General features: G+C 68.0%; 21 protein-coding genes. 8 read left to right on the top strand and 13 right to left on the bottom strand.

Annotated features, from left to right (window positions below; all coding sequences use genetic code 11):
• Positions 1 to 600: a DUF3043 domain-containing protein gene (locus AC1DNC_RS00565; RefSeq protein WP_476860637.1), complete on the top strand. Its 600-nt coding sequence runs from the start codon at positions 1 to 3 to the stop codon at positions 598 to 600.
• Between the two features lie 91 nt (positions 601 to 691).
• Here AC1DNC_RS00565 and AC1DNC_RS00560 read toward each other — a convergent pair whose 3' ends face one another.
• Complete coding sequence (locus AC1DNC_RS00560; RefSeq protein WP_476860636.1) at positions 692 to 1,765, bottom strand: quinone-dependent dihydroorotate dehydrogenase; 1,074 nt, start codon at positions 1,763 to 1,765, stop codon at positions 692 to 694.
• Positions 1,766 to 1,856: 91 nt separating this feature from the next.
• Here AC1DNC_RS00560 and AC1DNC_RS00555 point away from each other — a divergent pair, with 91 nt between their 5' ends.
• The 3 genes from AC1DNC_RS00555 (at position 1,857) to AC1DNC_RS00545 (ending at position 5,586) form a co-directional block, all read left to right on the top strand.
• Entirely contained in the window at positions 1,857 to 3,551 is a 1,695-nt protein-coding gene (locus AC1DNC_RS00555) for an FAD-binding dehydrogenase (protein ID WP_476860635.1), read from the top strand.
• A gap of 17 nt (positions 3,552 to 3,568) precedes the next feature.
• Positions 3,569 to 4,555, top strand: coding sequence for an alpha/beta hydrolase (locus AC1DNC_RS00550; RefSeq protein ID WP_476860634.1), 987 nt, complete (start codon positions 3,569 to 3,571; stop codon positions 4,553 to 4,555).
• Positions 4,556 to 4,623: 68 nt separating this feature from the next.
• Positions 4,624 to 5,586, top strand: a complete 963-nt coding sequence (locus AC1DNC_RS00545) for an alpha/beta hydrolase (protein WP_476860633.1) — start codon at positions 4,624 to 4,626, stop codon at positions 5,584 to 5,586.
• A gap of 46 nt (positions 5,587 to 5,632) precedes the next feature.
• Here the strand turns inward: AC1DNC_RS00545 and AC1DNC_RS00540 are convergent, their stop codons facing one another.
• The 3 genes from AC1DNC_RS00540 to leuA all read right to left on the bottom strand — a co-directional run bounded on the left by AC1DNC_RS00540 (position 5,633) and on the right by leuA (position 9,104).
• Positions 5,633 to 6,475, bottom strand: a complete 843-nt coding sequence (locus AC1DNC_RS00540; RefSeq protein WP_476860632.1) for an isoprenyl transferase — start codon at positions 6,473 to 6,475, stop codon at positions 5,633 to 5,635.
• A gap of 2 nt (positions 6,476 to 6,477) precedes the next feature.
• Entirely contained in the window at positions 6,478 to 7,233 is a 756-nt protein-coding gene (recO, locus tag AC1DNC_RS00535) for a DNA repair protein RecO (protein ID WP_476860631.1), read from the bottom strand.
• A 131-nt stretch (positions 7,234 to 7,364) separates the two neighbouring features.
• On the bottom strand, positions 7,365 to 9,104 hold the full coding sequence (gene leuA / locus AC1DNC_RS00530; RefSeq protein ID WP_476860630.1) for a 2-isopropylmalate synthase: 1,740 nt from the start codon (positions 9,102 to 9,104) through the stop codon (positions 7,365 to 7,367).
• Positions 9,105 to 9,356: 252 nt separating this feature from the next.
• Between leuA and AC1DNC_RS00525 the strand changes: the two genes are divergently transcribed.
• Positions 9,357 to 11,309 carry a M13 family metallopeptidase gene (locus AC1DNC_RS00525; protein ID WP_476860629.1) on the top strand — a complete coding sequence of 651 codons (1,953 nt, stop codon included), beginning with the start codon at positions 9,357 to 9,359 and terminating at the stop codon, positions 11,307 to 11,309.
• A 134-nt stretch (positions 11,310 to 11,443) separates the two neighbouring features.
• On the opposite strand, the gene AC1DNC_RS00520 is transcribed toward AC1DNC_RS00525, so the two are convergent.
• The 5 genes from AC1DNC_RS00520 to AC1DNC_RS00500 all read right to left on the bottom strand — a co-directional run bounded on the left by AC1DNC_RS00520 (position 11,444) and on the right by AC1DNC_RS00500 (position 17,003).
• Entirely contained in the window at positions 11,444 to 13,030 is a 1,587-nt protein-coding gene (locus tag AC1DNC_RS00520; RefSeq protein WP_476860628.1) for an LCP family protein, read from the bottom strand.
• A 143-nt stretch (positions 13,031 to 13,173) separates the two neighbouring features.
• Positions 13,174 to 14,133, bottom strand: a complete 960-nt coding sequence (era, locus tag AC1DNC_RS00515) for a GTPase Era (protein WP_476860627.1) — start codon at positions 14,131 to 14,133, stop codon at positions 13,174 to 13,176.
• Entirely contained in the window at positions 14,117 to 15,448 is a 1,332-nt protein-coding gene (locus tag AC1DNC_RS00510) for a hemolysin family protein (RefSeq protein WP_476860626.1), read from the bottom strand. The genes era and AC1DNC_RS00510 overlap by 17 nt, the downstream gene beginning before the upstream one ends.
• Positions 15,445 to 15,918: an rRNA maturation RNase YbeY gene (ybeY, locus tag AC1DNC_RS00505; protein WP_476860625.1), complete on the bottom strand. Its 474-nt coding sequence runs from the start codon at positions 15,916 to 15,918 to the stop codon at positions 15,445 to 15,447. The genes AC1DNC_RS00510 and ybeY overlap by 4 nt, the downstream gene beginning before the upstream one ends.
• Positions 15,915 to 17,003, bottom strand: a complete 1,089-nt coding sequence (locus AC1DNC_RS00500) for a PhoH family protein (protein WP_476860624.1) — start codon at positions 17,001 to 17,003, stop codon at positions 15,915 to 15,917. The genes ybeY and AC1DNC_RS00500 overlap by 4 nt, the downstream gene beginning before the upstream one ends.
• Before the next feature lie 299 nt (positions 17,004 to 17,302).
• Between AC1DNC_RS00500 and AC1DNC_RS00495 the strand changes: the two genes are divergently transcribed.
• A complete protein-coding gene (locus AC1DNC_RS00495) occupies positions 17,303 to 18,313 on the top strand; it encodes a GerMN domain-containing protein (protein ID WP_476860623.1) in 1,011 nt (336 codons plus the stop codon).
• A gap of 59 nt (positions 18,314 to 18,372) precedes the next feature.
• Here the strand turns inward: AC1DNC_RS00495 and AC1DNC_RS00490 are convergent, their stop codons facing one another.
• The 3 genes from AC1DNC_RS00490 to hrcA form a co-directional block, all read right to left on the bottom strand.
• Positions 18,373 to 19,143, bottom strand: coding sequence for a 16S rRNA (uracil(1498)-N(3))-methyltransferase (locus tag AC1DNC_RS00490; RefSeq protein WP_476860622.1), 771 nt, complete (start codon positions 19,141 to 19,143; stop codon positions 18,373 to 18,375).
• Between the two features lie 2 nt (positions 19,144 to 19,145).
• Positions 19,146 to 20,273 carry a molecular chaperone DnaJ gene (gene dnaJ, locus AC1DNC_RS00485; protein WP_476860621.1) on the bottom strand — a complete coding sequence of 376 codons (1,128 nt, stop codon included), beginning with the start codon at positions 20,271 to 20,273 and terminating at the stop codon, positions 19,146 to 19,148.
• Between the two features lie 79 nt (positions 20,274 to 20,352).
• Complete coding sequence (gene hrcA / locus AC1DNC_RS00480) at positions 20,353 to 21,366, bottom strand: heat-inducible transcriptional repressor HrcA (RefSeq protein WP_476860620.1); 1,014 nt, start codon at positions 21,364 to 21,366, stop codon at positions 20,353 to 20,355.
• 243 nt (positions 21,367 to 21,609) lie between these two features.
• On the opposite strand from hrcA, the gene AC1DNC_RS00475 reads away from it, so the two are divergent.
• Positions 21,610 to 22,458 (top strand): DUF3097 domain-containing protein, encoded by an 849-nt coding sequence (locus tag AC1DNC_RS00475; protein WP_476860619.1) that lies wholly within the window; start codon positions 21,610 to 21,612, stop codon positions 22,456 to 22,458.
• Between the two features lie 121 nt (positions 22,459 to 22,579).
• The gene (locus tag AC1DNC_RS00470; protein WP_476860618.1) at positions 22,580 to 22,999 is read left to right on the top strand and encodes a DUF4870 domain-containing protein; all 420 of its coding nucleotides are present in this window, start codon (positions 22,580 to 22,582) and stop codon (positions 22,997 to 22,999) included.
• Positions 23,000 to 23,036: 37 nt separating this feature from the next.
• On the opposite strand, the gene hemW is transcribed toward AC1DNC_RS00470, so the two are convergent.
• A complete protein-coding gene (hemW, locus tag AC1DNC_RS00465) occupies positions 23,037 to 24,275 on the bottom strand; it encodes a radical SAM family heme chaperone HemW (protein WP_476860617.1) in 1,239 nt (412 codons plus the stop codon).
• Between the last annotated feature and the right edge of the window lies 1 nt (position 24,276).

The following is a 24,276-nucleotide window of genomic DNA, read 5'->3' as shown; positions in this document are numbered from 1 at the left end:
GTGTTTGGACGTAAAAAGGAAGCGCCCCTGGCGCAGGACGTAGTTGACCAGCAAGTTGCCGAGGCCGCGGCCCGCGATGCCGCCATCGGCAAGGGCGCGCCCACGCCCAAGCGGAGCGCCCAGGTGGCTGCCCGCAAGCGCCCCTTGGTTCCGGAGGACCGCAAGGCCTCCAAGGCGGCAGAACGCACCGCGATTGCGGACCAGCGCCTCAAGATGCGCCAGGCCATGGACACCGGCGACGAGAAGTTCCTGCCGCTGCGCGACAAGGGACCGCAGAAGCGTTTCGCCCGCGATTACGTGGATGCCCGTTTCAGCCTTGGCGAGTACCTGATGTTCGGCGCCCTTGTCTTTGTCATCATCTCCTTGCTGGTCCCGGCGAGCAGCGAGCAGATGATCTACGTCCTCGGCGGTTTCTGGGTCATGTTCCTGGCCGTGTTCGTGGACGTGTTCATCCTGTCCAGGAAGCTCAAGAAGCGCCTGGCCGAGAAGTTTGGCGAGGTTGAGCGGGGCACCGTCTGGTACGGCTCCATGCGCTCCCTGCAGTTCCGCCGCCTGCGACTTCCCAAGCCCCAGGTGAAGCGCGGCGAATTCCCCGTTTGAATCCGGCCATCGAAAAGCCCCCGGCAGTGTTCTGCCGGGGGCTTTCGTGTGTCCGGGGTCCTTGGCGGCGGTCCGGGCTTCAGACGGCCGGTTAGCGGCGGGCCGGACGCTTGGCCAGCTCGCGGTTGATGTTCGCCGCCCAGAAGGGGCCCTCGTACAGGAAGGCCGTGTAGCCCTGGACGAGGGTGGCGCCGGCCTCGAGGCGCTCCCTCACGTCCTCTGCCGTCTCGACCCCGCCGACCGAGACCAAGGTGAGCGCACCGCCGGTCGCGGCCTTGAGCCGGGCCAAAACTTCGAGGGAGCGCTGACGGAGCGGGGCCCCGGAGAGGCCGCCGGCGCCGCACGCCTCGATCTGGTCCGGGCTGGAGACCAGCCCGGTGCGGGCGATGGTGGTGTTGGTGGCGATGATGCCGTCCAGCTTCAAGTCCAGCGCCAGCCGGGCAACATCGTCGATGTCCTCGTCGCTGAGGTCCGGGGCAATCTTCACCAAGAGGGGCACATGCCGGCCGGCCGCGCTGTCCGCCGCCTCCCCCACGGCGGTCAGCAGGGGGCGCAAGGTATCGACATCCTGCAGCAGGCGAAGGCCGGGTGTGTTCGGGGAACTCACGTTGACCACCAGATAGTCGGCGGCCGGGGCCAGGCTACGGGCACTGACCAGGTAGTCCGCCACGGCGTCTTCGAGCTCCACGACCTTGCTCTTGCCGATATTGACGCCGATTACCGGGCGGATTCCGGGGTAGCGGCGCTGCAGGGCTGCGCGGGCGGCGCGGAGCCGGGGCGCCACGGCTGCGGCGCCGTCGTTGTTGAATCCCATCCGGTTGATCACGGCCCGGTCCTCGATCAGGCGGAACAGGCGCGGGGCCGGGTTGCCCGGCTGGGCCTGCCCGGTGATCGTGCCAACTTCGATGTGGCCGAAGCCAAGGTCGGTCAGCGCTTCGATGCCGTGGCCCTCCTTGTCGAAGCCCGCGGCGAGCCCGAACGGCGAGGGGAAGGTCAGGCCGAATGCCTCGGTCCGGAGCGAGGCCGGCGGCGCGGTGAACCGGTGCAGCACGCGGCCGGCGCCGCAACGGTTGGCCAGCCGGATGCCCAGGAACCCGATCTTATGGGCGCGCTCGGCGTCCATCCAGGAGAAGGCGAGCCGGAAGAAGGTGGGATATACGCGCATGCTCCTAGTTTTCCGGTTCCGGCGGCGCAAACCAAAATGTCGCTACCAATCCTGGCGAATACTGCGCCCCGGCGGGCGCTAGCATGAAGCCATGACCAGCGAGGATGCAGTCCCCAGCAGCGTGCCGGCGACGCCCGGCACCCGGATCGAGGCCGACGTCGTCGTTGTCGGCGCGGGCCTGGCCGGCCTGGTGGCGGCGGCCGAAGCCTATGCGGCCGGCCGCCGGGTGGCGGTCCTGGACCAGGAGCCCGCGGCCTCAGTCGGCGGCCAGGCGCACTGGTCCTTCGGCGGCCTGTTCCTGGTCAACACCCCCGAACAGCGCCGGCTGGGCGTCCGCGACAGCGCCGAACTCGCCCTCGCGGACTGGCTGTCCTCCGCGGCCTTCGACCGCCCGGAGGATGCCCTTGCCCGGGACTGGGCCGAGGCCTACGTGAACTTTGCGGCGGGCGAGAAGCGCGCCTGGCTCGCTTCGCTCGGCGTCGGGCTCTTCCCGCTCGTGCAGTGGGCCGAGCGCGGTGGCTACGGCGCGGACGGCCACGGCAACACGGTGCCCCGCTTCCACGTCGCCTGGGGAACCGGGCCGGCGATCGTCGAGCCCTTCCTTGCCAAACTCCGCGAGGGCGAGGCAGCCGGCCGGGTCTCCTTCCACTTCCGGCACCGGGCCACCGAACTGACGACGACGGCGGGCCGGCTCAGCGGCATCCGAGGCGAGATCCTGGAACCCAGCGACGCCGCGCGGGGCGAGCAGTCCTCCCGCGTCGCCGCAGGCGCATTCGAGTGCTCCGCCGGGGCTGTCATCGTGACCTCCGGCGGGATCGGCGGCAACCACACCGCCGTCCGGCGGCAATGGCCCGGCGGCAGCGCGCCGGAGTCCATGCTGAGCGGCGTGCCGGCCTCGGTGGACGGCGACTTCCTCACCGCTGTGGACCACGCCGGCGGCCGGCTGATCAACGGCGACCGGATGTGGCACTACCCGGAGGGCATCCACAACCACAGCCCGGTCTGGCCGCAGCACGGCATCCGGATCCTGCCCGGCCCCTCGGCGCTCTGGCTCGACGCCACCGGAAGTCTGCTTCCTGCGCCGCTGTTCCCCGGCTTCGACTCTCTCGGCGCCCTGCGCCACATCCTTGGGACCGGGCACACCCACTCATGGTTCGTGCTGAACAAGGCGATCGCGCTCAAGGAGTTCGCCCTGTCCGGCTCCGAGCAGAACCCGGACCTGACCGGCAAAGACGTCCCTCTCCTCGCTGCCCGCCTAATACCGTCCGGCGACAGTCCATTGCAGCGGTTCCTCGACCGGGGCGTGGATTTCCTGCAGGCCGGCACGCCGGCGGAGCTGGCTGCGAAAATGAACGGGCTCGCGGGCGCTCCGCTCATCGACGCAGCAGAGCTGGACCGGTTGATCAGGTCCCGTGACCGGCAGTTCGCAAGCGGACTGGGCAAGGATCCCCAGCTCGCCGCGATCCGCGCCGCCCGCCGTTTCACCACGGACAGGATCATGCGGGTGGCCCCGCCGCACCGGATGCTGGACCCCCGGCACGGGCCCCTGCTGGCGGTCCGGCTCTCCGTCCTCACCCGCAAGAGCCTCGGCGGGATCCAGACCGACCTGCACTCGCGGGTGCTGGACGGCACGGGCCGGCCGCTCGCCGGACTGTACGCCGCCGGGGAGGCCGCCGGCTTCGGCGGCGGCGGTATCCACGGGTACCGCGCCCTCGAAGGGACGTTCCTGGGCGGGTGCCTGTTCTCGGGCCGCACGGCGGGCCGTGCCGCGGCCTCGGCACTCTAACCGGCAGGGAGGATCAGATGGACTGGCAGACGGACATCCTGGGCGACGACTTCGCGGCCTGCGCCTTCACGGCAGCCGGACCCGACGGGGTCGAGCGCACGGCCACCCTGGTCCGGCACATCCCCTCGGCCGGCGCCGGCCGGGCACCCGAGCGGGCCGTGCTCTTCCTGCACGGCTGGAGCGACTACTTCTTTAACGAGGAACTGGCCGAGTTTTGGACCGGCCAGGGCTTCGGCTTCTTCGCACTCGACATGCACAACCACGGCCGGAGCCTCCAGCACGGTACGTACGGCGGCTACGTGGCGGACCTCGCCGACTACGACGCGGAAATCACGGCAGCCATCGACATCATCGAATCCCTGGGTGCCAAGGGTTCCCCTCCCCCGAAGATCACGCTGATGGGTCATTCAACCGGGGGACTCATCGCGGCCCTCTGGGTGAGCCGGCACCCGGGCCGCGCCGCCCAGTTGGTCCTCGACAGCCCCTGGCTGGAGATGCACGGCAGCCCGGCCGTCCGCCGCGCCGCCCGGACCATGCTGGAGCCGCTGGCCCGCTTCCGGCCCGAATCGGTCATCCGGCTTCCCGAGCGTGCTTTTTACTGGCGGAGCATCAGCAGCGCCGCCGAGGGCGAGTGGGTCCTGGACGACAACTACCGGCCGCCGCGGGCGTTCCCGGTGCGGGCCGGCTGGCTCAGCGCGGTGCTCGCCGGGCAGTCCCAGGTGGCCCGGGGCCTGAACATTGACGTTCCCATCCTCGTGATGATCTCCGGGGCCAGCGCCAACGGGATGTTCTGGAAGGAGTCCATGCGTCGCACCGACGCCGTCCTGGATGTCAACACGATTGCCCTGCGCGCCCTGAGCCTGGGCCGCAGCGTGACCCTGGAACGGATCGACGGGGCCCTGCACGACGTCTTTCTCTCGGCCCCGAGGGTCCGTGCGGACGCCTATGCCCGGCTGGCCCGCTGGATCCGCGCCTACGTGCTGGACGACGGCGGTCCGGCGTGACGGTGCCTGCGAGGCCAGGGTGGCAACGGGATGTGCTGGGAAGCCGGTTTGAGTCCCTGGAGCTGACGTTGAGTCCTGACGAAGAGGGACCCGTCGTCGCCACCCTGGTCCGGCATTCCGCCCCTGGCAGCGCGGAGGGCATGGCGGACACGAAGCGCGCCGACGGCCCGGGCCGGGGCGGGCGGGCGAAGGCGGTACTGTACCTGCACGGCTGGGCCGACTATTTACTGCAGGCCGAACTCGCCGAACAGCTCGTTGCCGGTGGTTTCCACTTCTATGCGCTGGACCTGCGGAAGTTTGGGCGCAGCCTGCGGAGCTGGCAGACACCCGGCTATACGACGGACTTGGCGATCTACGACGAGGACCTCGCCGCCGCACTCGCTGCCGTCAAGGCGGACCTCGCTCGCCGGACAGGCAGCGAGGGAGAACCGACCATACACCTGCTGGCACATTCCTTCGGCGGCTTGGTGGCCGCGTTGTGGGCCGACCGGAATCCGGGGGCGCTGGGCACCCTCGTTCTGAACGCTCCCTGGCTCGAGCTTCAGGGCAGCAGCCTGATCCGGAACATCGCGATGCAGCTGGTGGAACCGCTGGCCAGAACCGATCCCCGCAGGCCGTTGCTGCTTCCCAGCATGCCGGGCTACTGGGACAGCCTCAGCGGCGCAGCCCATGGGGAGTGGGATTTTGATCCCCGCTGGCGGCCCCGGGCCTCGTTCCCGATCCGCCCCGGATGGACGAAGGCAGTCCTGGCCGGCCACGCCGCCGTTCAGCGGAAGCTCGCCATTACGTCTCCGGTGCTGGTGCTGCTGTCCGGACGCACCCGGATACAGGCCGAATGGTCCGAGGAGTTGATGGAGCTTGATGCAGTGATCGATGTCGAGGAAACAGCGCGCAGGGCCCTCGGGTTGGGCCGCAGGACGGCAGTCTTCCGCTACCCGGGGGCAACCCACGACGTGTTCCTGTCCCGCCGCGCGGTGCGGCAGGAAGCCTACGAGGATCTGCTGCTATGGCTGAGCCTGTACCCGGGGTGACTGGCTTGCCCGGGCTGCGACGGCCCGTCCGCGTGCGGCGTGGTGCTTACGCCGAGCCGACGGGGGCGGCGGCGTCCACCGCTCCCCCATACCGGCGGTCCCGCTTCGCGTAGATCTCGACGGCGTCCCAGAGGGTGCGGCGGTCCACATCGGGCCACAGCGTGTCCAGGAAGACGAATTCGGCGTAGGCCGACTGCCAGAGCATGAAGTTGGACAGGCGCTGCTCGCCCGAGCTGCGCAGGAACAGGTCAACGTCCGGCAGGTCCGGCTCGTCCAGATACTTCTGGATGGTGCGTTCGGTGATGGCACCGGGTTTGAGCCGGCCGGCGGCCACCTCTTCGGCGATGGCGGCCACGGCGTCGGCGATCTCCGCCCGCCCGCCGTAGTTGACACACATGTTCAAGGTGCAGGTGCTGTTGCCACGGGTGAACTCCTCGGCCTCTTCGAGCTCGCGGGTCACCGAGCCCCAGAGCTTGGGCCGCCGGCCGGACCAGCGGATCCTGACTCCCCACTCATCCAGCTGGTTCCGCTGGCGCCGCAGGACGTCCTTGTTGAATCCCATCAGGAACCGGACTTCTTCGGGTGAGCGCCGCCAGTTTTCGGTGGAAAACGCATAGACACTGAGGTGCTCAATGCCGAGTTCGATCGCGCCGGCCACGACGTCCAGCAGGGCCGGCTCCCCCGCCTTGTGTCCCTCAATCCTGGGCAGTCCGCGCTGGTTGGCCCAGCGGCCGTTGCCGTCCATCACGATCGCGACATGCCGGGGAATGAGCTCCGCCGGGATGGCCGGAGGCACAGCGCCGGAGGGGTGCGGGTAGGGCGCCACTACCGGCGTACTGCGCTCACGGACCGGGTTCTTCTTCGCTGGAGATTTCTTGCCTAGGGCCACGGTTAGGTTCGCTCCACATGTTTGAGGGATTTCAGGACTCGTTCCAGGTGCCACTGGAGGTAGCTTGCCACCAGGCCTGCGGCCTCCCTGCGGTGCAGAGGCGCAGACGCATCCGCGCCCACCCAGTCTCCGGTCAGCAGCGCCCCCAGGAGCAGCACCGTCTCCCTGGCTGGCGCGGGCGAACCCGGCGGCCGGCACTCGCCGCAGACCATGCCGCCCAGCGGGGCGGAAAAAGCGGTGTGCGGTCCCGGGGCGTCGCAGCGGGCGCAGTCGGTGAAGCTGGGGGCCCAGCCGCCGGTGGAAAGCGCTCGGAGCAGGTAGGAGTCCAGGATGAGCTCCGGGGCGTGGTCGCCCCGGCTCAGGGAGGCCAGCGCCCCGACCAGCAGGTTGTACTGGGCGGTTCCCGCCTCGCCGTCGACGTCGGTGAGCTTTTCGGCGGTTTCGGTCATCGCCGCGGCCACGGTGTAGCGGCCGTAGTCGGCTGCGATGCTGGAGCCGTAGGCGCCCTTGGCGACGGCCTGGGTGACGACGTCCAGGGTGCGTCCGGAGATCAGCTGAAGGTCCGCGACCATGAACGGCTCGAGCCTGGCGCCGAAGCGGCTGCTGGTGCGGCGGACGCCCTTGGCGACGGCCCGGACCTGGCCGTGGTGCTTGGTCAGCAGGGTGATGATGCGGTCCGCTTCGCCGAGCTTATGGGTGCGCAGGACCACGGCGTCGTCGCGGTACGCACGGGCAGCAAAGGAGGAGGGTTGGGCCACAGTTAATCTTCGCACTGACTTTCGGGAAACGACGCCATTGGGAGAGCGCACCGGGGAAACAGCACTGCGCCGCCGGGGTCTCCGGCGGCGCAGTGCCTATGGCTTCGGGCCTGTGGAATCGCGCTGGAGGTTTAGGCGCGGGCGTCCCTGATGGCGCGGTTGACGGCGGAGATGACGGCCTTGAGCGAGGCCATGGACGTGTTGGCGTCGATGCCGACGCCCCACAGCACCCGTTCGCCGACGGCGCATTCAACGTAGGCGGCGGCCTGGGCGCTGCCGCCCTCGGACAAGGCGTGCTCGCTGTAGTCCAGCACGCGGACGTCGACGCCGTCCTCGCGCAGGATGCTCAGCAGGGCCGCGATCGGGCCGTTGCCGACTCCGGTGCGCCGCAGCGGCTTGCCGTCGACCTTGAGGGCGGCGGTCAGTGTCATGGTGCCGTCCTCTTCGGATTCGGTGCTGACCGCACCCAGGGCGTAGCGGCCCCACTGGGCTTCGGCCGCAGCCGAGGGCAGGTATTCGTCCTGGAACAGCTGCCACAGCTGGGCACCGCTGACTTCGCCGCCCACCGTGTCCGTGCGGCGTTGGATCACGCCGGAGAATTCGATCTGGGCGCGGCGCGGCAGGTCCAGGTTGTGCTCGTTCTTGAGCAGGTAGGCCACGCCGCCCTTGCCGGACTGCGAGTTGACCCGGATGACGGCTTCGTAGCTGCGGCCGAGGTCCTTGGGATCGACCGGCAGGTAAGGAACCTGCCAGGCGTAATCCGCGACGTCCTTTCCGGCGGCGGCGGCGTCCTTCTCCAGCGCCTCCAGACCCTTCTTGATGGCGTCCTGGTGCGAGCCGGAGAAGGCCGTGAAGACCAGGTCGCCGCCGTAGGGTGAGCGCTCCGCGACGGGCAACTGGTTGCAGTACTCCACCGTGCGGCGGACGTCGTCGATGTCGGAGAAGTCGATCATCGGGTCGATGCCCTGGACGAACATGTTCAGGCCCAGGGTGACCAGGTCGACGTTGCCGGTCCGCTCGCCGTTGCCGAAGAGGCAGCCTTCGATCCGGTCCGCGCCGGCCAGGTAGCCGAGTTCGGCGGCCGCGACCCCGGTGCCCCGGTCGTTGTGCGGGTGCAGGGAGAGGATGATCCCTTCGCGCGGGTGCAGGTGACGGCTCATCCACTCGATCGAATCGGCGTACACATTCGGCGTGGCCATTTCGACCGTGGCCGGCAGGTTGATGATCACCTGGCGGTCGGCGGAGGCTTCGAAGACGTCGGCGACGGCGTTGCAGACCCGCACGGCGTAGGCGAGTTCAGTGCCGGTGAAGGACTCCGGGGAGTACTCGTAGGTGATGTGGGTGTCTTCGAGGGTTTCCTCGTACTTCTTGCACAGCCGGGCACCCTGCAGGGCGATGTCGAGGATGCCGTCTTCGTCCTGGTTGAACACGACCCGGCGCTGCAGGACCGACGTCGAGTTGTAGAGGTGCACGATGGCCTGCTTGGCGCCGACCAGGGACTCGTAGGTCCGCTCGATCAGGTGCTCGCGGGCCTGGGTGAGGACCTGGATCGTGACGTCGTCCGGGATGTGGTTGCCCTCGATCAGCTGGCGGACGAAGTCGAAGTCGGTCTGCGAGGCCGAAGGGAAACCTACTTCGATCTCCTTGTAGCCCATCCGGACCAGCAGATCGAACATCTTCATCTTGCGGGCCGGGCTCATCGGGTCGATCAGGGCCTGGTTGCCGTCACGCAGGTCGACCGCGCACCAGCGCGGGGCTTTGGTGATGACTTTGTCAGGCCAGGTCCGGTCCGGCAGTTCGACCGTAATCAGGTCCTGGAAGGGGACGTAGCGGTGGACCGGCATTCCTGAGGGCTGCTGTGCGTTTCGCATTACTATCGGGGCCTTTTCTGTGGTTCTTGGTGAAAGGGTGGCCGGGCAACACAAACTCCGCAGCGAGGGTTGGCCTTGCGCTAGATCGCGTCTGAGGCCTCGCCGCGGCAGCTAAGAAGAAGCAGTTCTGCGCGCACATTTTCACAGTAACACGGGTGCGTAAGATGAAGGAGCCATACCTCCGTAACGTCCACCATGCAGACGCCGGACCGGTGCCAGGCCCGGTCCGGCCACCCACTCGAAGGAGCAGCAGTGCCGCTTTCCGGGATCGACAAGTCCACCATCGACGACGGCGTCCGCCCCCAGGACGACCTGTACCGGCATTTCAACGGCGGCTGGCTGAAGGCCACCGCCATCCCGGACGACCGGCCGCTCGAGGGCACGTTTACCGCGTTGCGCGACGGCTCGGAGCTTGCGGTGAAGGAGATCATCCTGGACGCGGCGGGCCGGGGCGAGGCAGCCACCGGGATCGAACGAAAGATCGGCGGGCTGTACAACAGCTTCATGGATGAAGCCGCCGCGGAGGCGAAAGGCGCGGAGCCGATCCGGGAACGGCTGGCCGAAGTCTTCGCCACGGGCTCCGTGGCTGAACTGGTGCAGCTTGCCGGGCGGCTGTTCCGCGCGGACGTCTCCGGGCTGTTCTACATCTACCCGGCTCCCGACGCGGGCAACCCGGACCGGATCCTGCTCTACACCGGCCAGGGCGGCCTGGGCCTGCCGGATGAGTCGTACTACCGCGAAGAGAAATTCGCCCCGATGGTCCAGGCCTACCGTGAGCATGTCCGCACCATGTTCGGGCTGGCCGGCGTTCCCGACGCGGAGGCCGCGGCGGCCCGGGTGGTGGAGCTGGAGACGGCCCTCGCCGCACATCACTGGGACAAGGTGACGCTGCGCAATCCGCAGAAGACGTACAACCTGAAATCGGCCGAGGAGGTCTCGCAGCTGTTCCCGCTGCTGTCCGCCTGGTTCGACGCCGCTGCGATCGCCCGGGAGAAGCGCGCCGAGCTCGTCGTCAGCACGCCGGACTTCTTCGCGGGCGCCGCTGCCCTGCTGGAGACGGAGCCGCTGTCCGTCTGGCAGGAGTGGCTCGCCATGCGGGTGGTCAGCGCGGCTGCCCCGTACCTCTCGGCCGCGTTCGTGGACGCGAACTTCGCCTTCTACGGCACTACGCTCAGCGGTACGCCGCGCAACCGCGACCGCTGGAAGAGGGGCGTCGCCGTGGTCGAGGCCGCCCTGGGTGAAGCGGTCGGGCAGATCTACGTCGCCCGGCACTTCCCGGAAAGCCACAAGGAGCACATGCGTTCCCTGGTGGGCAATTTGATCGAGGCGTACCGCGAATCCATTAACGGCCTGGCCTGGATGGGTGAAGAGACCAAGGTTGAGGCGCTGAAGAAGCTGGATTCCTTCCGGGCGAAGATCGGCTACCCGGAGAAGTGGATCGACTACTCCGCGGTCGAGATCGACCCGGCGGACCTGCTCGGGAACGTGGAGCGGGCCCACAGCGCCGACGTCGACCGGCACCTGGACGAGGTGGGCAAGCCGGTGGACCGGGAGAAGTGGCTCATGACCCCGCAGACGGTGAACGCCTACTACCACCCGCTGCTGAACGAGATCGTGTTCCCGGCAGCTATCCTGCAGCCGCCGTTCTTCACCGCCGAGGCCGACGACGCCGTGAACTACGGCGGCATCGGCGCGGTGATCGGCCACGAAATCGGGCACGGCTTCGATGACCAGGGCTCCCAGTATGACGGCAGCGGCCTGCTCCGGAACTGGTGGACCGAGGCCGACCGGGCCGCTTTCGAGGAGCTCACCTCGAAGCTGGTGGCGCAATTCGACGCCCTCTCCCCCGCTGAGGCTCCGGGCCACCACGTCAACGGCAAGCTCACCCTGGGCGAAAACATCGGCGATCTGGGCGGGCTGACCATCGCCTACAAGGCCTACTTGATCAGCCTCGGCGGCCAGGAGGCGCCGGTGCTCGACGGGCTCACCGGGGCGCAGCGGTTCTTCGCGTCCTGGGCGGCGAGTTGGCGGCAGGTGATCCGGAGCGAGGAAGCCATCCGCCGGCTCGCCACGGATCCGCACTCCCCCAACGAATTCCGTACCAACAACATCGCCCAGAACCTCGATGCCTTCCATGCGGCCTTCGACACCAAGGAGCAGGACGGGATGTGGCTGGCGCCGGCGGAGCGCGTCAGCATCTGGTAGCCGGTGCACGCCACCGGCAAAGCCAGGCGACAGAGCTTGTAGACAGAAGGCGGCCCGGGTGGTTTCACCCGGGCCGCCTTTTGTCTACAAGTTCGTCTTCAGTTAGATCCTTGGGTACAGGTCCCGCCAATGGGCTACGGGACAATCAGCTCCGGATTCGCCTGCTGGCAGACGGTGTCGCCGGCGGTCTGGTTGACGATGTTCGGCGGCAACGACACCGGCGCTTCGGCCTGCTTGGTCCCGCTCTTGTAGTCGCCGCCCACGTAAACCTGGACGCCCGTGACACCCGCCGCCGGGAGCACCTGCTTCGCCCGGATGCCCAGCAATTTGGCCACGTCGGCCGCCACGTCGGCGAAGTCGGCGCCGTAGTACACGGCGGTCGCGTCCACGGCCTGCGCGTCGAACTGGCTCGTCTGGGTGAAGCCGCTGGCCTTGAGGGTGGCCGCGAGTTCCTGGCCCCGTGCCGGGTTACCCGAGCCGTTGGCCACGGCGATGGGCTGCAGCGTCTTGTCATAGGCCGGGGCGGCGGGAGCCTTGCTGGCCGTCGGCTTGGCACTTGCCGTCGGGCTGGCCGAAGCGGCGGCCGTGGCGCTGGGCTTGGCCGTCGGGTCGGTCAGGTCGATGTCCTTGCGCATCGCGGCGAACAGCTGGGAGGCTGCAGGTTCGGCCAGTTGCAGGCGGTTGGAGTCGGACACGGCGGGCTCGGTCGGGGCTGCAACGAACGCCACCTTGCCGACGTCGATATTCTTCAGCCGGTTTCCAACCGTGAGCAGCGTCGGAACGGAGGCCAGGCCCTCGTCGATGGTGAGGTTCTTGGTGATGGCGTCCGCGATGCCAAGCATCCGCGCCGGGTTCGACAGGGTGCCGTCGTCTTTGATCTTGCGGACCAAGGAGGACAGGAAGCCCTGCTGCGCCTTGATCCGGCCCAGGTCGCTGCCGTCACCGAAGGCATGGCGGGTGCGAACGAAGGACAGTGCCTGTTCTCCCTTTACCTTGGAGGTTCCCTTGGGAAGCCGGAGGCCGGAGTCGGGGTCGTAGATGGCATCGCTGACGCAGACGTCCACGCCGCCGACGGCGTTGGAGAGTTCCTTGACGGCGTTGAAGTCGGCCATCATAAAGTGGTCGATCTCCAGTCCGGTGAGTTTGTTGACGGTGTCCACGGCACAGCCGATGCCCGCCTCGGACATCGCCGAGTTGATCATCACGCCCGACTGGGCCGGGTACTGCTTGTTGTTCTTGGGGTCTTTGCACTGGGGGGTGTCCACCAGCAGGTCACGCGGGAAGCTGATGACGCTCACGCGCTTGTTGTCCGCCGAGATGTCCATCAGCATCATGACGTCCGAGTGGCCGTAGCCGGAAGAGTCGTCCTTGGAGCCGTACTGGGAGTTCTTGCCGTCGCGGGTATCCGTGCCGAGGATCAGGATCTGCATCCGTCCGGTGGCGTCGTCGGGCGCGCTCTCGGTCCGGGTGTTGCCGGCGCCCAAGGCTTGAGTGGTGATGTTCCCCTGCAAGCGGACGAGCCAGTAGGCGCCGAAGGCAATGACACCCACAAGCAGTATGGAGAGGATGATCGTGGTGGCCTTCAGCCATCCGGGGATCCGTCGCGTAGCGCCCAGATGGCGCGCAAGGCCGACGGAGGGGTCCTCCGCGTGCCGGGCAGCCGAATGTGACCGAACCGGAGGGCCGGTTCCGTCTGCGCTGTTTTCACGGGGTCGAACCACGGGTGGTGCCTTCCTTAGCGAACGGGAGTTTCCCTATTTTAGTGTCCGAAACTGGGAAAATCCCGATGGGCATGCCCGGGCGGGGCCGCAGCGCTCTCCCGCGGCCCCCTCCGGGCGGATTGCCGACGCCGGCGTAACGCCTATTAGAAGCCCAATTTCACCAGCTGCTTCGGATCCCGCTGCCAGTCCTTGGCGACCTTGACGTGCAGGTCGAGGTAGATGCGGGCACCCAGGAGTGCTTCGATGGCCTTCCGCGCCGTGGTGCCGACGTCTCGGAGCCGCGCACCGCCCTTGCCGATGATGATCGCCTTCTGCGACGGCCGTTCGACATAGAGGTTGACGCGGACATCCAGGAAGGGACGGTCCTCGGGGCGGCCTTCACGCGGAACGATTTCGTCCACCACGACAGCCAGGGAGTGCGGGAGTTCGTCGCGGACGCCTTCGAGGGCAGCTTCGCGGATCAGCTCGGCGATCATCACCGCTTCAGGCTCGTCGGTCAGATGGCCGTCCGGGTACAGCGGGGGTGACGGCGGCATGTGGCTGATCAGCACGTCGGCGACGGTGCCAACCTGGAAGCCGTCGGCCGCGGAGACGGGAACGATGTCCTTCCAGCCGTCCTCGCCCAGCACCTCGCGGCCCAGGGCGGCGACGGCGAGCAACTGCTCGGTCAGGGCCTGGCGGTCCACGGTGTCGGCCTTCGTGACGATCGCGATGACCGGCTTGTTTCCGAGGGCGGCGAGCTGCGCGGCGATGAACTTGTCACCCGGGCCGATCTTCTCGTTGGCCGGCAGGCAGAAGCCGATTGCGTCGACCTCCGCGAGGGTGTCCGCAACGAGCTCGTTCAGCCGCTTGCCCAGCAGGGTCCGCGGCCGGTGCAGGCCGGGGGTGTCGACCATGATCAGCTGGGCGTCGTCGCGGTGCACGATGCCGCGGATGGTGTGCCGCGTGGTCTGCGGCTTCGCCGAGGTGATGGCGACCTTCTGGCCCACCAGGGCGTTGGTGAGGGTGGACTTCCCTGCGTTCGGTCGTCCCACCAGCACCGCGAAACCGGCCCGGTAACCGCCGAAGGGCGCTTCGCCGTCGGACTTATTCTGCTTGCTCACGTGGAACTCCCTGTTGCGTTGATTCAGCCTCGTCGAGAAGGTCTTCAAGGTCAGTTTCTTCCTTTGGCACCGCAGCCGCAATGATGTGGCTGACGCGGTTCCGGCGGCCTTCCAGCCGGTCGGCCCGGAGGGTGACGCCGTCGACGTTGACCGTGCTGCCGACGATCGGTACCCGGCCGAGCGCCTTCGCGAGCAGGCCGCCCACGGTGTCCACCTCGTCGTCGTCGAGCTCCAGGTCGAAGAGCTCGCCGAGGTCGTCGATGCTCATCCGGGCGCTGACCCGGTAGCTTCCGTCACCCAGCTCCACCGCTTCCGCGGCCTCGGTGTCGTACTCGTCGACGATCTCGCCGACGATTTCCTCGATCAGGTCCTCGAGCGTGACCAGCCCGGCGGTTCCGCCGTATTCGTCGATCACGATCGCCACGTGGGTGGATTCCTTCTGCAGCTCGCGAAGCAGATCGCTTACCGGCTTGGAGTCCGGCACGTAGCGGACCCCGCGGGCCAGTTCGTCGACCACCGGGGGTTCCTCGCCGGGCGCCAGGTTATGCACGACGGCGGCGACGTCTTTGAGGTACACGATGCCCAGGATCTGGTCCGTGTTTTCGCCGATGACGGGGATCCGCGAGTATCCGGAGCGGAGGAACAGCGACATGGCCCGGTGCAGGCTGGAGCCGGAGTCGATGCAGAGGATGTCGGTCCGGGGCACCATGACCGAACGGACCAGGGTGTCGCCGAAATCGAAGACGGACTGGATGAGTTCGGCCTCGTTGTCCTCGATCACGTCCGATTCGCTGGCGCGTTCGACAAGTTCGCGGAACTCTTCCTCGCTGAAAAAGGCCTCGTTGTCCGCCGGCGCACCCGGCGCGACGGCGCTGCCGAGGGTGACCAGCCAGCCCGGGATCGGGCCGAGCACCCAGCAGAGCCAGCGGATCAGCGGCGCCGAGAAACGGACCATGCCCGCGGAGTGCACCCGGCCCAGCTGGCGTGGCGACACGCCGACGATCACGAAGCCCACGAGGGCCATGATGCCGGTGGCGGCGAGGCCGGCGAGCCAGACGTTGTCCAGCAGGCTGTTCAGCAGCACGGTGACGGCCACCGCGGAGGCCATCTCGAACCAGACGCGCCAGAACCGCAGCGCACGCATGTGCGCCACGGGCTGGGCCATGATCCGTTTGAGGGCCGTGCCGCGGCTTTGCAGGATTGCCTGCTCGGCGTCGTGGCGGGGAAGGTAGTTGAAGGCGGCCTCTGCCGCGGTCAATACAGCGGCAAAGCTGAGGAAGACCAGCGCCATGCCGGCCAGAATCAGTGGGGTCACTGAATCGTCTCTGCCGGGGCGTCCTTGCCGGTGAAGCCGGAGAGCAGTTCGCGCTGCAGGCCGAACATCTCTTCCTTCTCCTCCGGTTCCGCGTGGTCAAAGCCCAGCAGGTGCAGGATGCCGTGGGTAGTCAGCAGCAGCATTTCGTCCTGGGTCGAGTGGCCGGCGTTCTTGGCCTGCACCTCGGCCACCTGCGGGCAGATGGCGATGTCGCCCAGCATGCCCTGCGGGGTGGGCTTGTCCGGCGTGCCGGGAGTGAGCTCGTCCATCGGCACGGAGAGCACGTCGGTGGAACCGGGCTCGTCCATCAGTTCGATGTGCAGCTTCTCCATGGCGGGCTCATCGACCAGCAGGATGGACAGCTCCGCCTGCGGATGGATGAAGAGCCGCTCAAAGACGAAGCGGGCCAGCGCGACCAGCTGGGCTTCGTCCACCGCGACGCCGGATTCGTTGTTGACCTCGATGCTCATGCGTGTTCTCCCCGGTTCTCCCGGGCGACAGACTGCTTGACCCGGTTCCTTTGTGTCTCGTCCCAGACGCTGTAGGCGTTGACGATGTCGCCCACCAGACGGTGCCGGACGACGTCGGAGGCGTCCAGGACCGAGAAGTTGACGTCCTCAATCCCCTGCAGGATGTCCTCGACGATCCGCAACCCGGACCGGGTGCCGAACGGCAGGTCCACCTGGGTGACGTCACCCGTGACGACCATCTTGGACCCGAAGCCCAGCCGGGTGAGGAACATCTTCATCTGTTCCGGGGTGGTGTTCTGGGCCTCGTCCAGGATGATGAACGCATCGTTGAGCGTGCGCCCGCGCATGTAGGCGAGCGGCGCCACCTCGATGGTCCCCGCGGCCATCAGCCGCGGGATCGACTCGGGATCCATCATGTCGTGCAGGGCGTCGTAGAGCGGGCGCAGGTAGGGATCGATCTTGTCGCTCAGCGTGCCGGGCAGGAAGCCGAGCCGCTCCCCCGCTTCGACGGCCGGCCTGGTCAGGATGATCCGGTTGACTTCCTTTTGCTGCAGCGCCTGGACGGCCTTCGCCATGGCCAGGTAGGTCTTGCCGGTGCCGGCCGGGCCGATCCCGAAAATCACCGTGTTCGCGTCGATGGCGTCCACATAGTTCTTCTGGTTCAGGGTCTTGGGCCGGATGGTCTTGCCGCGGCTGGAAAGGATGTTGTGCGTGAGTACGTCCACCGGGTTCTGCAGCGACTGGCTGCGCAGCAGGGATACGAGCTGCTGCAGGACCACCGGGGTTATGACGGTTCCGCGTGCCACCAGGCCGCGCACCTCGTTGAGCAGCCGCATGATGCGGGGCACGTCGGCGGCAGGGCCGTTGATGGAGAGCTCATTGCCACGGACGTGGAAGTCGACGTTGGGGAACTGGGTCTCGATGAAGCGCAGGGCTTCGTCATGGCTTCCCAGGGATTGCACCATCTGGTCGGAATTGTCGAACAGGACCACCTCCGTCCGCAGACCTGGGAGGGAGTGGGGAAATTCCCCTGCGGTGCGCTCGTTCGCGCTGATCCGGGCCTTGCCGTTGGCTGCTTCAGTCATGGTGTTGGCCCGTAGGCCTCTGGTCCCCTCCAGTTCGGAAATGGTCTCGCCGCGTCGGGTGCGGGCCGACGGCAATCCGGGCCGTCCGCGCCGGTTTCAGCGGGTTCTTCCATCTTACGCCAGCGCGGCCCGGTACCGGCGCGCGCGGCCGGCGCGGGGCCGGCACGGGCCTCCGCCTGGGCCTTCGTTTGGGCCTCCGGCACGACATTAGGTATCAACTTCATATCGTCCTCATATCGTTCCCGTTGCAGTTCGCCGGACCGCCCCGAATCCCGTCCGGAGCGCGGTCTCCCTGTGTAATGCTGGATTCGGCCCTGCCGCGCCCGCGGCGCGAGGCCCACAGCGAAGGGAACAGGGCAATCATCCAGCGCGGAGTGACCGGGACTGCAGCAGGGCGGCGTACGCGCCGCGGCTTGCTGCATCTTGTGCTGCCCGCGGCCTTGGCGCTGTCCGGCTGCGTGGCCACGCCCCAGCCCGGAATCACGAACTCGAACACGCCGACGCACACCGTCCCCGGACCTGCGGCGGGCGTCGCGACCACCAGCGCCCCGCTGGAATCGACGCAGGCTTCGAACAAGGCACCGGTCTACTGGATCGGGCGCAGCAACAACAACGTCTTCCTGTACCGCGAATTCCGCGACGTGTCCGAAGAGGACAACCCGATCACGCGGGCCCTGCGGGTGATGATGTCGCAGAAGCCGCTCGATCCCGATTTCTTCACCCCGTGGCAGAACCCCAGGATGCTGGCCACCTCGATTTCCGGCAAGAACGTCATCACGGTGGACGTGTCGGCCGATGCGTTCAACAGCAATGTCGACGCCGACATAGCCGAACGTGCGATCCAGCAGCTCGTCTATACAGCCACAGCCGCCGGTGCCAGCGCGGGGCTGACCGACACCGGACAGCAGATCCAGGTCGTCATCCTCGTGGATGGACACACCGACTACGTCGCTTTCAACCGGGTCCGGCTCGGTTCACCGACCTCACGCAGTGCCGGAATGGTGGCCCCCGTGTGGATCATCGATCCGCAGGAGGGCACCGAGGTAGCGGACGGAAAGGTCAAGATTTCCGGCCGGAGCACGGTCCCGGGCGGCAAACTGCGCTGGGAGATAATGCGGGTCGACGGCGCCAGCAAGACGCCCTACCTCGACGGCAACACCACCGCCTCGGCCGACGCCTCGGAGTCCGGGCTGTTCAATCTCACGCTGAACCTGGGTCCGGGTGAGTATGAGGTCCGCGTGTCGCAGATCGACCCCGCCAGCAAGGTCCAGGACCTGAACGTCGATACCCGCGGGTTCACTGTCCGCTAAGGGTTATCTCCGCCCGGCACTCCGGCCGGCGTCGGAGCGGTGCCGGCAGCGGGCTGCCGTTACCAACGTCCCAGAATGTCGCTGACGAGCACGGTGGCGGCGGGTCCGGCGGTAGAGGAACGCAGCACGTGGTGGCCCAGCAGGGCCGTGACGGCCCCCGCATCGCAGAGCCGCGTTACCTCGCGCGGGCTGATGCCGCCCTCGGGCCCCACGATCAGGAGCACCTCCCGGGCTACGCCGTCGTCGGTCAGCTGCTGGGACCACGCCTCCAGCACCTGCCGCAGGGGCCGAACCGCGTCCTCATGCAGGATCACGGCTAGGTCCGCGGCGGCAACGGCCGCCTGCAGGCCGTTGCCGTCCACCGCGGCGCGGACCTCCGGGATCCAGGCCCGGCGGGCCTGCTTCGCCGCCGCCGTCACGGCTGACTGCCATTTGGCGTGTGCCTTCGCGGCGCGTTCTGGTTTCCATCGGACGATCGAGCGTTCGGCCTGCCAGGGAACGACGGCATCGATTCCCAGTTCCGTCACAATCTCGGCCGCCAGCTCGTCCCGGTCGCCCTTGGCCAGCGCCTGCACCAGCACCAGGGAAACGCCCGGCTTTGGCTCGACCGCCACTTCGCCGCACTCCACCGTCAGCTCCTGCGGGGCGGCGGCGGTCACGGTGCCGGTGATGCGCTTGCCGGCGCCGTCGGCGATGTCCACGGCCTCCCCCACGGCCAGGCGCTTGACCGTCACCGCGTGGCGCGCTTCGGTGCCTTCGAGGACGAACGTCGCACCGGGAACCAGCTGGTCCAAGGTGCCTGCGGGGGTGAAGAAAACCGGGTTACTCACCGCTACAGGTTACCGAGCCGGTCCCGCAGTTTGGCGAAGACGCCGCCGCTGGCGGCCAGCTTTCCCTCGGTGAACTGCTCGCCGCGGAGTTTGGCGAGCTGGCGGAGCAGGTCCTCCTGGGCGGCGTCGAGCTTGGCCGGGGTGTCCACCTGGAGGTGGACCTTCAGGTCGCCACGGCCGTAGCCGCGCAGGTGCGTTACGCCCAGGCCGCGGAGCGTGATGACCTCGCCGGACTGGGTGCCAGCCTTGACGTCGATTTCCTGAGATCCGTCGAAGGTCTCCAGGGTCAGCTCGGTGCCAAGCGCCGCGGCCGTCATGGGGATGCTGAGGCTCGCGTGCAGGTCGTCGCCTTCGCGCACATAGGTGGGGTCGTTGTTGACCCGGATCTCGACGTAGAGGTCACCGGAGGGACCGCCGGCCGGGCCGGCCTCACCCTGGCCGGAGAGCTGGATGCGGGTGCCGGTGGCGACGCCGGCGGGGACCTTGACGGTGAGCGACCGGCGGCTGCGGATCCGGCCCTGGCCGGCGCATTCGTTGCACGGGTCCTTGATCACGGTGCCGAAGCCTTCGCAGCTGCCGCAGGGGGCGGTGGTCATGACCTGGCCGAGGATGGAGCGCACTGCGCGCTGGACCTGGCCGCTGCCGCCGCAGATGTCGCAACGCTCGGGGTGGCTGCCTTCACGGCAGCAGGAGCCCTCACAGGTGGGGCAGGTGACGGCGGTGTCGACTTCGAGCTTCTTGTTGACGCCGAAGACCGCGTCGCGCAGGTCGATCCGGACGCTGATCAGGGCGTCCTGGCCGCGGCGCACCCGGGAGGCCGGGCCGCCCTGGCCGCCGGCTCCGCCGAAGAAGGTCTCGAAGATGTCCTGGAAGGCGAAGCCCTGGCCGGCGTACCCGCCGCCGAAGCCGTTGTCGGTACCGTTCTCGTTGCCCGTCGTGTCGTAGACCCGGCGCTTCTGCGGGTCGGACAGCACCTCGTAGGCGTGGGTCACCGCCTTGAAGCGCTCGGAAGCGTCGTCGCCGGGGTTCACGTCCGGGTGCAGGGTGCGCGCAAGCTTGCGGTAGGCCTTCTTGATCTCTTCCCCCGTCGCTTCACGGGAGACTCCAAGAACGTCATAGTGGCTGCTCAAAGTGTGTATCTCTTCCTTTTTGTACTGCCAGTGGGGTACTGCCTGTAGTGGCGAGAAGTCCGGTGCACGGTCCGGCCGGTCAGGGCCCGAGGATCCGCGAAAGGTAGCGGGCCACCGCACGGACGGCGGCCATGGTGGTGGGATAATCCATCCGGGTGGGGCCGAGCACTCCGACCTTGGCCGTGGCGTCCGGACCGTAGCCGGTGGCCACCACGGATGCTTCGGAGAGGCCGTCGTAGGGGTTCTCCCGGCCGATACTGACGGTGACACCGCGCGGGTCCTGGGCCATGTCGCTGAGCAGGCGCAGCATCACTACCTGCTCCTCGAGGGCCTCCAGCACGGGGCCGATGCTCAGCGGGAAGTCCACGTTTGACCGGGCCAGGTTGGCGGTACCGGCCATGACCATCCGTTCCTCCCGACTGCTCGCGGCAAGCGATTCAAGTCCGCGGGCCAGGGCCTGGGCAGCGCCGCGCCGCACGGGCGGACAGCTGTCCACCACAGCCTGCAGCGACTGGGGCAGCAGGCTCAGCGGGGTGCCGGAGAGTTTTGCCAGGAACAGGGCGCGGAGTTCGGCGAGGGCCTCGTCGCCAAAGTCCTGGCCGACGTCGATCACCCGCTGCTCCACCTTGCCGGTGTCCGCTATCAGGACTGTGAGAACCTTGCGCGGCGCCAGGAGCACGAATTCGATGTGCCGGACGCGGGCACGGCTCAGGAGCGGATACTGCACGACGGCGACCTGGTTGGTCAGCTGCGAGAGCAGCCGCACCGTCCGGTCGAGGACGTCGTCGAGGTCATCGGACCCTTCGAGCAGGGCCTGGATGGCGCGCCGCTCTGCCGGGGATAGCGGTTTAACCGCCGAAATCTGGTCCACGAACAGGCGGTAGCCCTTGTCCGTGGGAATCCGCCCGGCGCTCGTGTGCGGCGCGGTGATCAGGCCCTCGTCTTCCAACGCGGCCATGTCATTGCGGATCGTTGCGCTGGACACGCCCAGGTGATGCCGTTCCACCAGGGCTTTGGATCCAACCGGTTCGCGGGAATGGACGTAGTCCTCCACGATGGCGCGCAGTACTTCGAGTTTGCGTGGCTCGCTCACGCTCCACCTCCAATCGACCCGTATCGGTTCGCCGGTGCCGCCGGGCGTGAAAGAAGACCCGGTGTTAGCACTCGACATGCCTAAGTGCTAACCAGTCTAATATGAGTCGCGCCGTTGTTAGCATTGGATTCGCTGCGGGCGTGACCACCGGGACCGGTGTTTCCCGGCACACCACAGGCCGCGCCGCCGTTCCCTACCCCGTAATTCCCAAGTGATTCCCAAGTGCAAAGCAGTGTGTAACCGATGTCGTACCAGAACTGGGGCCCGCAGGATCTCTCCGCGCCCGCCAAGGCCCAGCTGCCCGAAATCCCGGTGGAACGCGGCATGGTGCTGGAGGACGTGCAGTCAGGCTGGGTCGGCGCCGTAACCCGCGTGGAGAAGTCCGGCGGCATGCACGTGGTGGCCCTCGAGGACCGGCGCGGCAAATCCCGTTCGTTCCGGCTCGGCTTCGGCTTCCTGCTCGAGGGGCAGCCCATCCGGCTGATGCCGCCCGCCCCGCGGGTACCGGCAGCGGCCCCCGGTGCACGGACGGCATCCGGCTCGGTCCGGGTGGAGGGCCAGCGCGCCCAGGTCGCGAAGGCCAGCCGGATCTGGGTCGAAGGCAAGCACGACGCCGAACTGGTGGAGAAAGTCTGGGGTGACGATCTCCGCGTCGAGGGCATCGTGGTTGAGCCGCTGCACGGCATCGACGACCTGGCTGCCGCTGTGAAAGATTTCCGGCCCGGCCCGGGGCGCCGCCTCGGCGTGCTGGTGGACCACCTCGTTCCCGACTCAAAGGAGTCACGCATCGCCGATGCAGTGATGGCCTCGCCGGGCGCAGCGGGGAACGTGCTGATCGTCGGGCACCCGTATGTGGACGTCTGGCAGGCGATCCGCCCCGCCGTGCTGGGCATAGAACGGTGGCCGGTCATCCCGCGCGGCGTGGACTGGAAGACCGGCATCCTGACCGCCTTCGGCTGGCCGCACAGCACCAAGGAGGACATCGGCCTGGGCTGGCAAAAACTCCTCGGCGCGGTGCGCAGCTACGCAGACCTGGAGCCTTCCCTGCTGGGCCGGGTGGAAGAGGTCATCGACTTCCTCACGGTGCCGTAGCCCCGTCCGCGTGCTTCATACGCGTCGCGAGCAAGTATTCTTGGAAGAGCGGCCGCTGCATTTTGTTGCGGCCGCGGCTCGTAGAGGTACCAACGCTCCACCGCAATCCAAAGGACGAAACGTGGCAGAAGACGCACGCGACCACACGGACCACCAGGCCGGCCATGGCCAGTCGCAGTATCATGGCGTTCCCGCAAATGCCCTGCCGCTGACGGCGAGTGAAGACCGGCAGTGGGCTACCCTGGCGCACTTTGGCGGCATCCTGGGTTGCATTCCCGCGCTGCTGATTTACCTGATCTTCAAGGACCGCGGCCCGTTCACGGCACAGGAGTCGAAGGAAGCCCTGAACTTCACGCTTCCGCCCACAATCGCCGCCGTGGTGGCCAACCTGCTCGTCTTTGTCCCCGTGGTGGGCAACCTGTTCGCCGTCCTGGCAACCGCCATCTGGATCGCCCTCGCCTGCTTCTCAGTGGCCGCCGGCATCCACGTCAACCGCGGCCAGCCGCACCGGTACGAGTACAACCTCCGCTGGATCAAGTAGCGCGGTTAGGCGCTTCAGGCGCTCGCGCCCTGACTGCCTAGTCGGGCAGGATCCGTCGGACCACTGCGTCGGCGAGAAGCCGGCCTTTGAGCGTGAGCACCAGCCGGCCCTTGAAGGCCGCTGCGGGGTCCACCAGCCCCTCCGCAATCAGCCCGGCAACCGCATGACGCCCGGTGTCCCCCAGGCCTCCCAGGCTAGCGATCTCAAGGCCGGTGAACAGACGCGCTTCAAGCATGACGCGTTCCACGTTCCGGGTCTCCGCGTCGAGGGTCTCCCGGCCCGCGGCAGGCGAGACGCCCGAGCCCAGCCGGCCGGCATAGGCGGTGGGGTGCTTGACGTTCCACCAGCGGACCCCGCCGACGTGTGAGTGCGCGCCGGGGCCGATGCCCCACCAGTCATCCCCGCGCCAGTAGGCCAGGTTGTGGCGGCAGGCCTGGTCCGGGGTTCGCGCCCAGTTACTGACCTCGTACCAGCCCAGGCCGGCAGCGGAGATCAGTTCATCGGCCAGCTCGTACTTGGCGGCGTGATCGTCGTCGTCGATGCCGGGCACTTCACCGCGGCGGATCTGGGCAGCGAGCTTCGTGCCCTCCTCGACGATCAGCGCGTAGGCGCTGATGTGGTCCGGGTCGTAGGACAGGGCGGTTTCCAGCGAGTACCGCCAGTCCTCAAGCGACTCCCCCGGGGTTCCGTAGATCAGATCCAGGCTCACTGCGAGGCCCGCCTCGCGCGCCCACTGGACGACCTGCGGCACACGGCTGGGAGTGTGGGTGCGGTCCAGGACCTTGAGGACGTGCGGTACGGCCGACTGCATGCCAAAGGAGACGCGGGTGAAGCCGGCGTCGGCGAGCAATTGCAGGGATTCCGGCGTGACCGAATCGGGGTTGGCTTCCGTGGTGACCTCGGCGCCGGGCTCCAGCCCCCAGGTATCGATCGCGGCGCCTAGGATGCGCGCCAGGTCCGAGGCGGGAAGCAGCGTCGGCGTGCCGCCGCCGAAGAACACCGTGCTGAGCCGGCGTTCCGGCAAGCCGGAAGCCTTCAGCACCCGACCGGCGAAATCCACCTCCGCGACGGCGGTGCCGGCGTAAGCATCCTGCGAGGCGCCGCCGCCGAGTTCGGTGGCGGTGTACGTGTTGAAATCGCAGTAGCCGCAGCGCACGGCGCAGAACGGGATATGGACGTAGAGCCCGAAGGCCCGGTCCGCGGCGCCCGCCGCCGCCTGGCCGGGCAGGAGCCCGTCCGACGGCGCCGGGTCACCGAGGGGAAGTGCGCTTGGCATG

The sequence above is a fragment of the Arthrobacter sp. 01N442 genome, assembly GCF_056399345.1.
The sequence above is the reverse complement of the archived record's forward strand: the minus strand, read 5'-3'. Positions and strand labels throughout refer to the sequence as shown.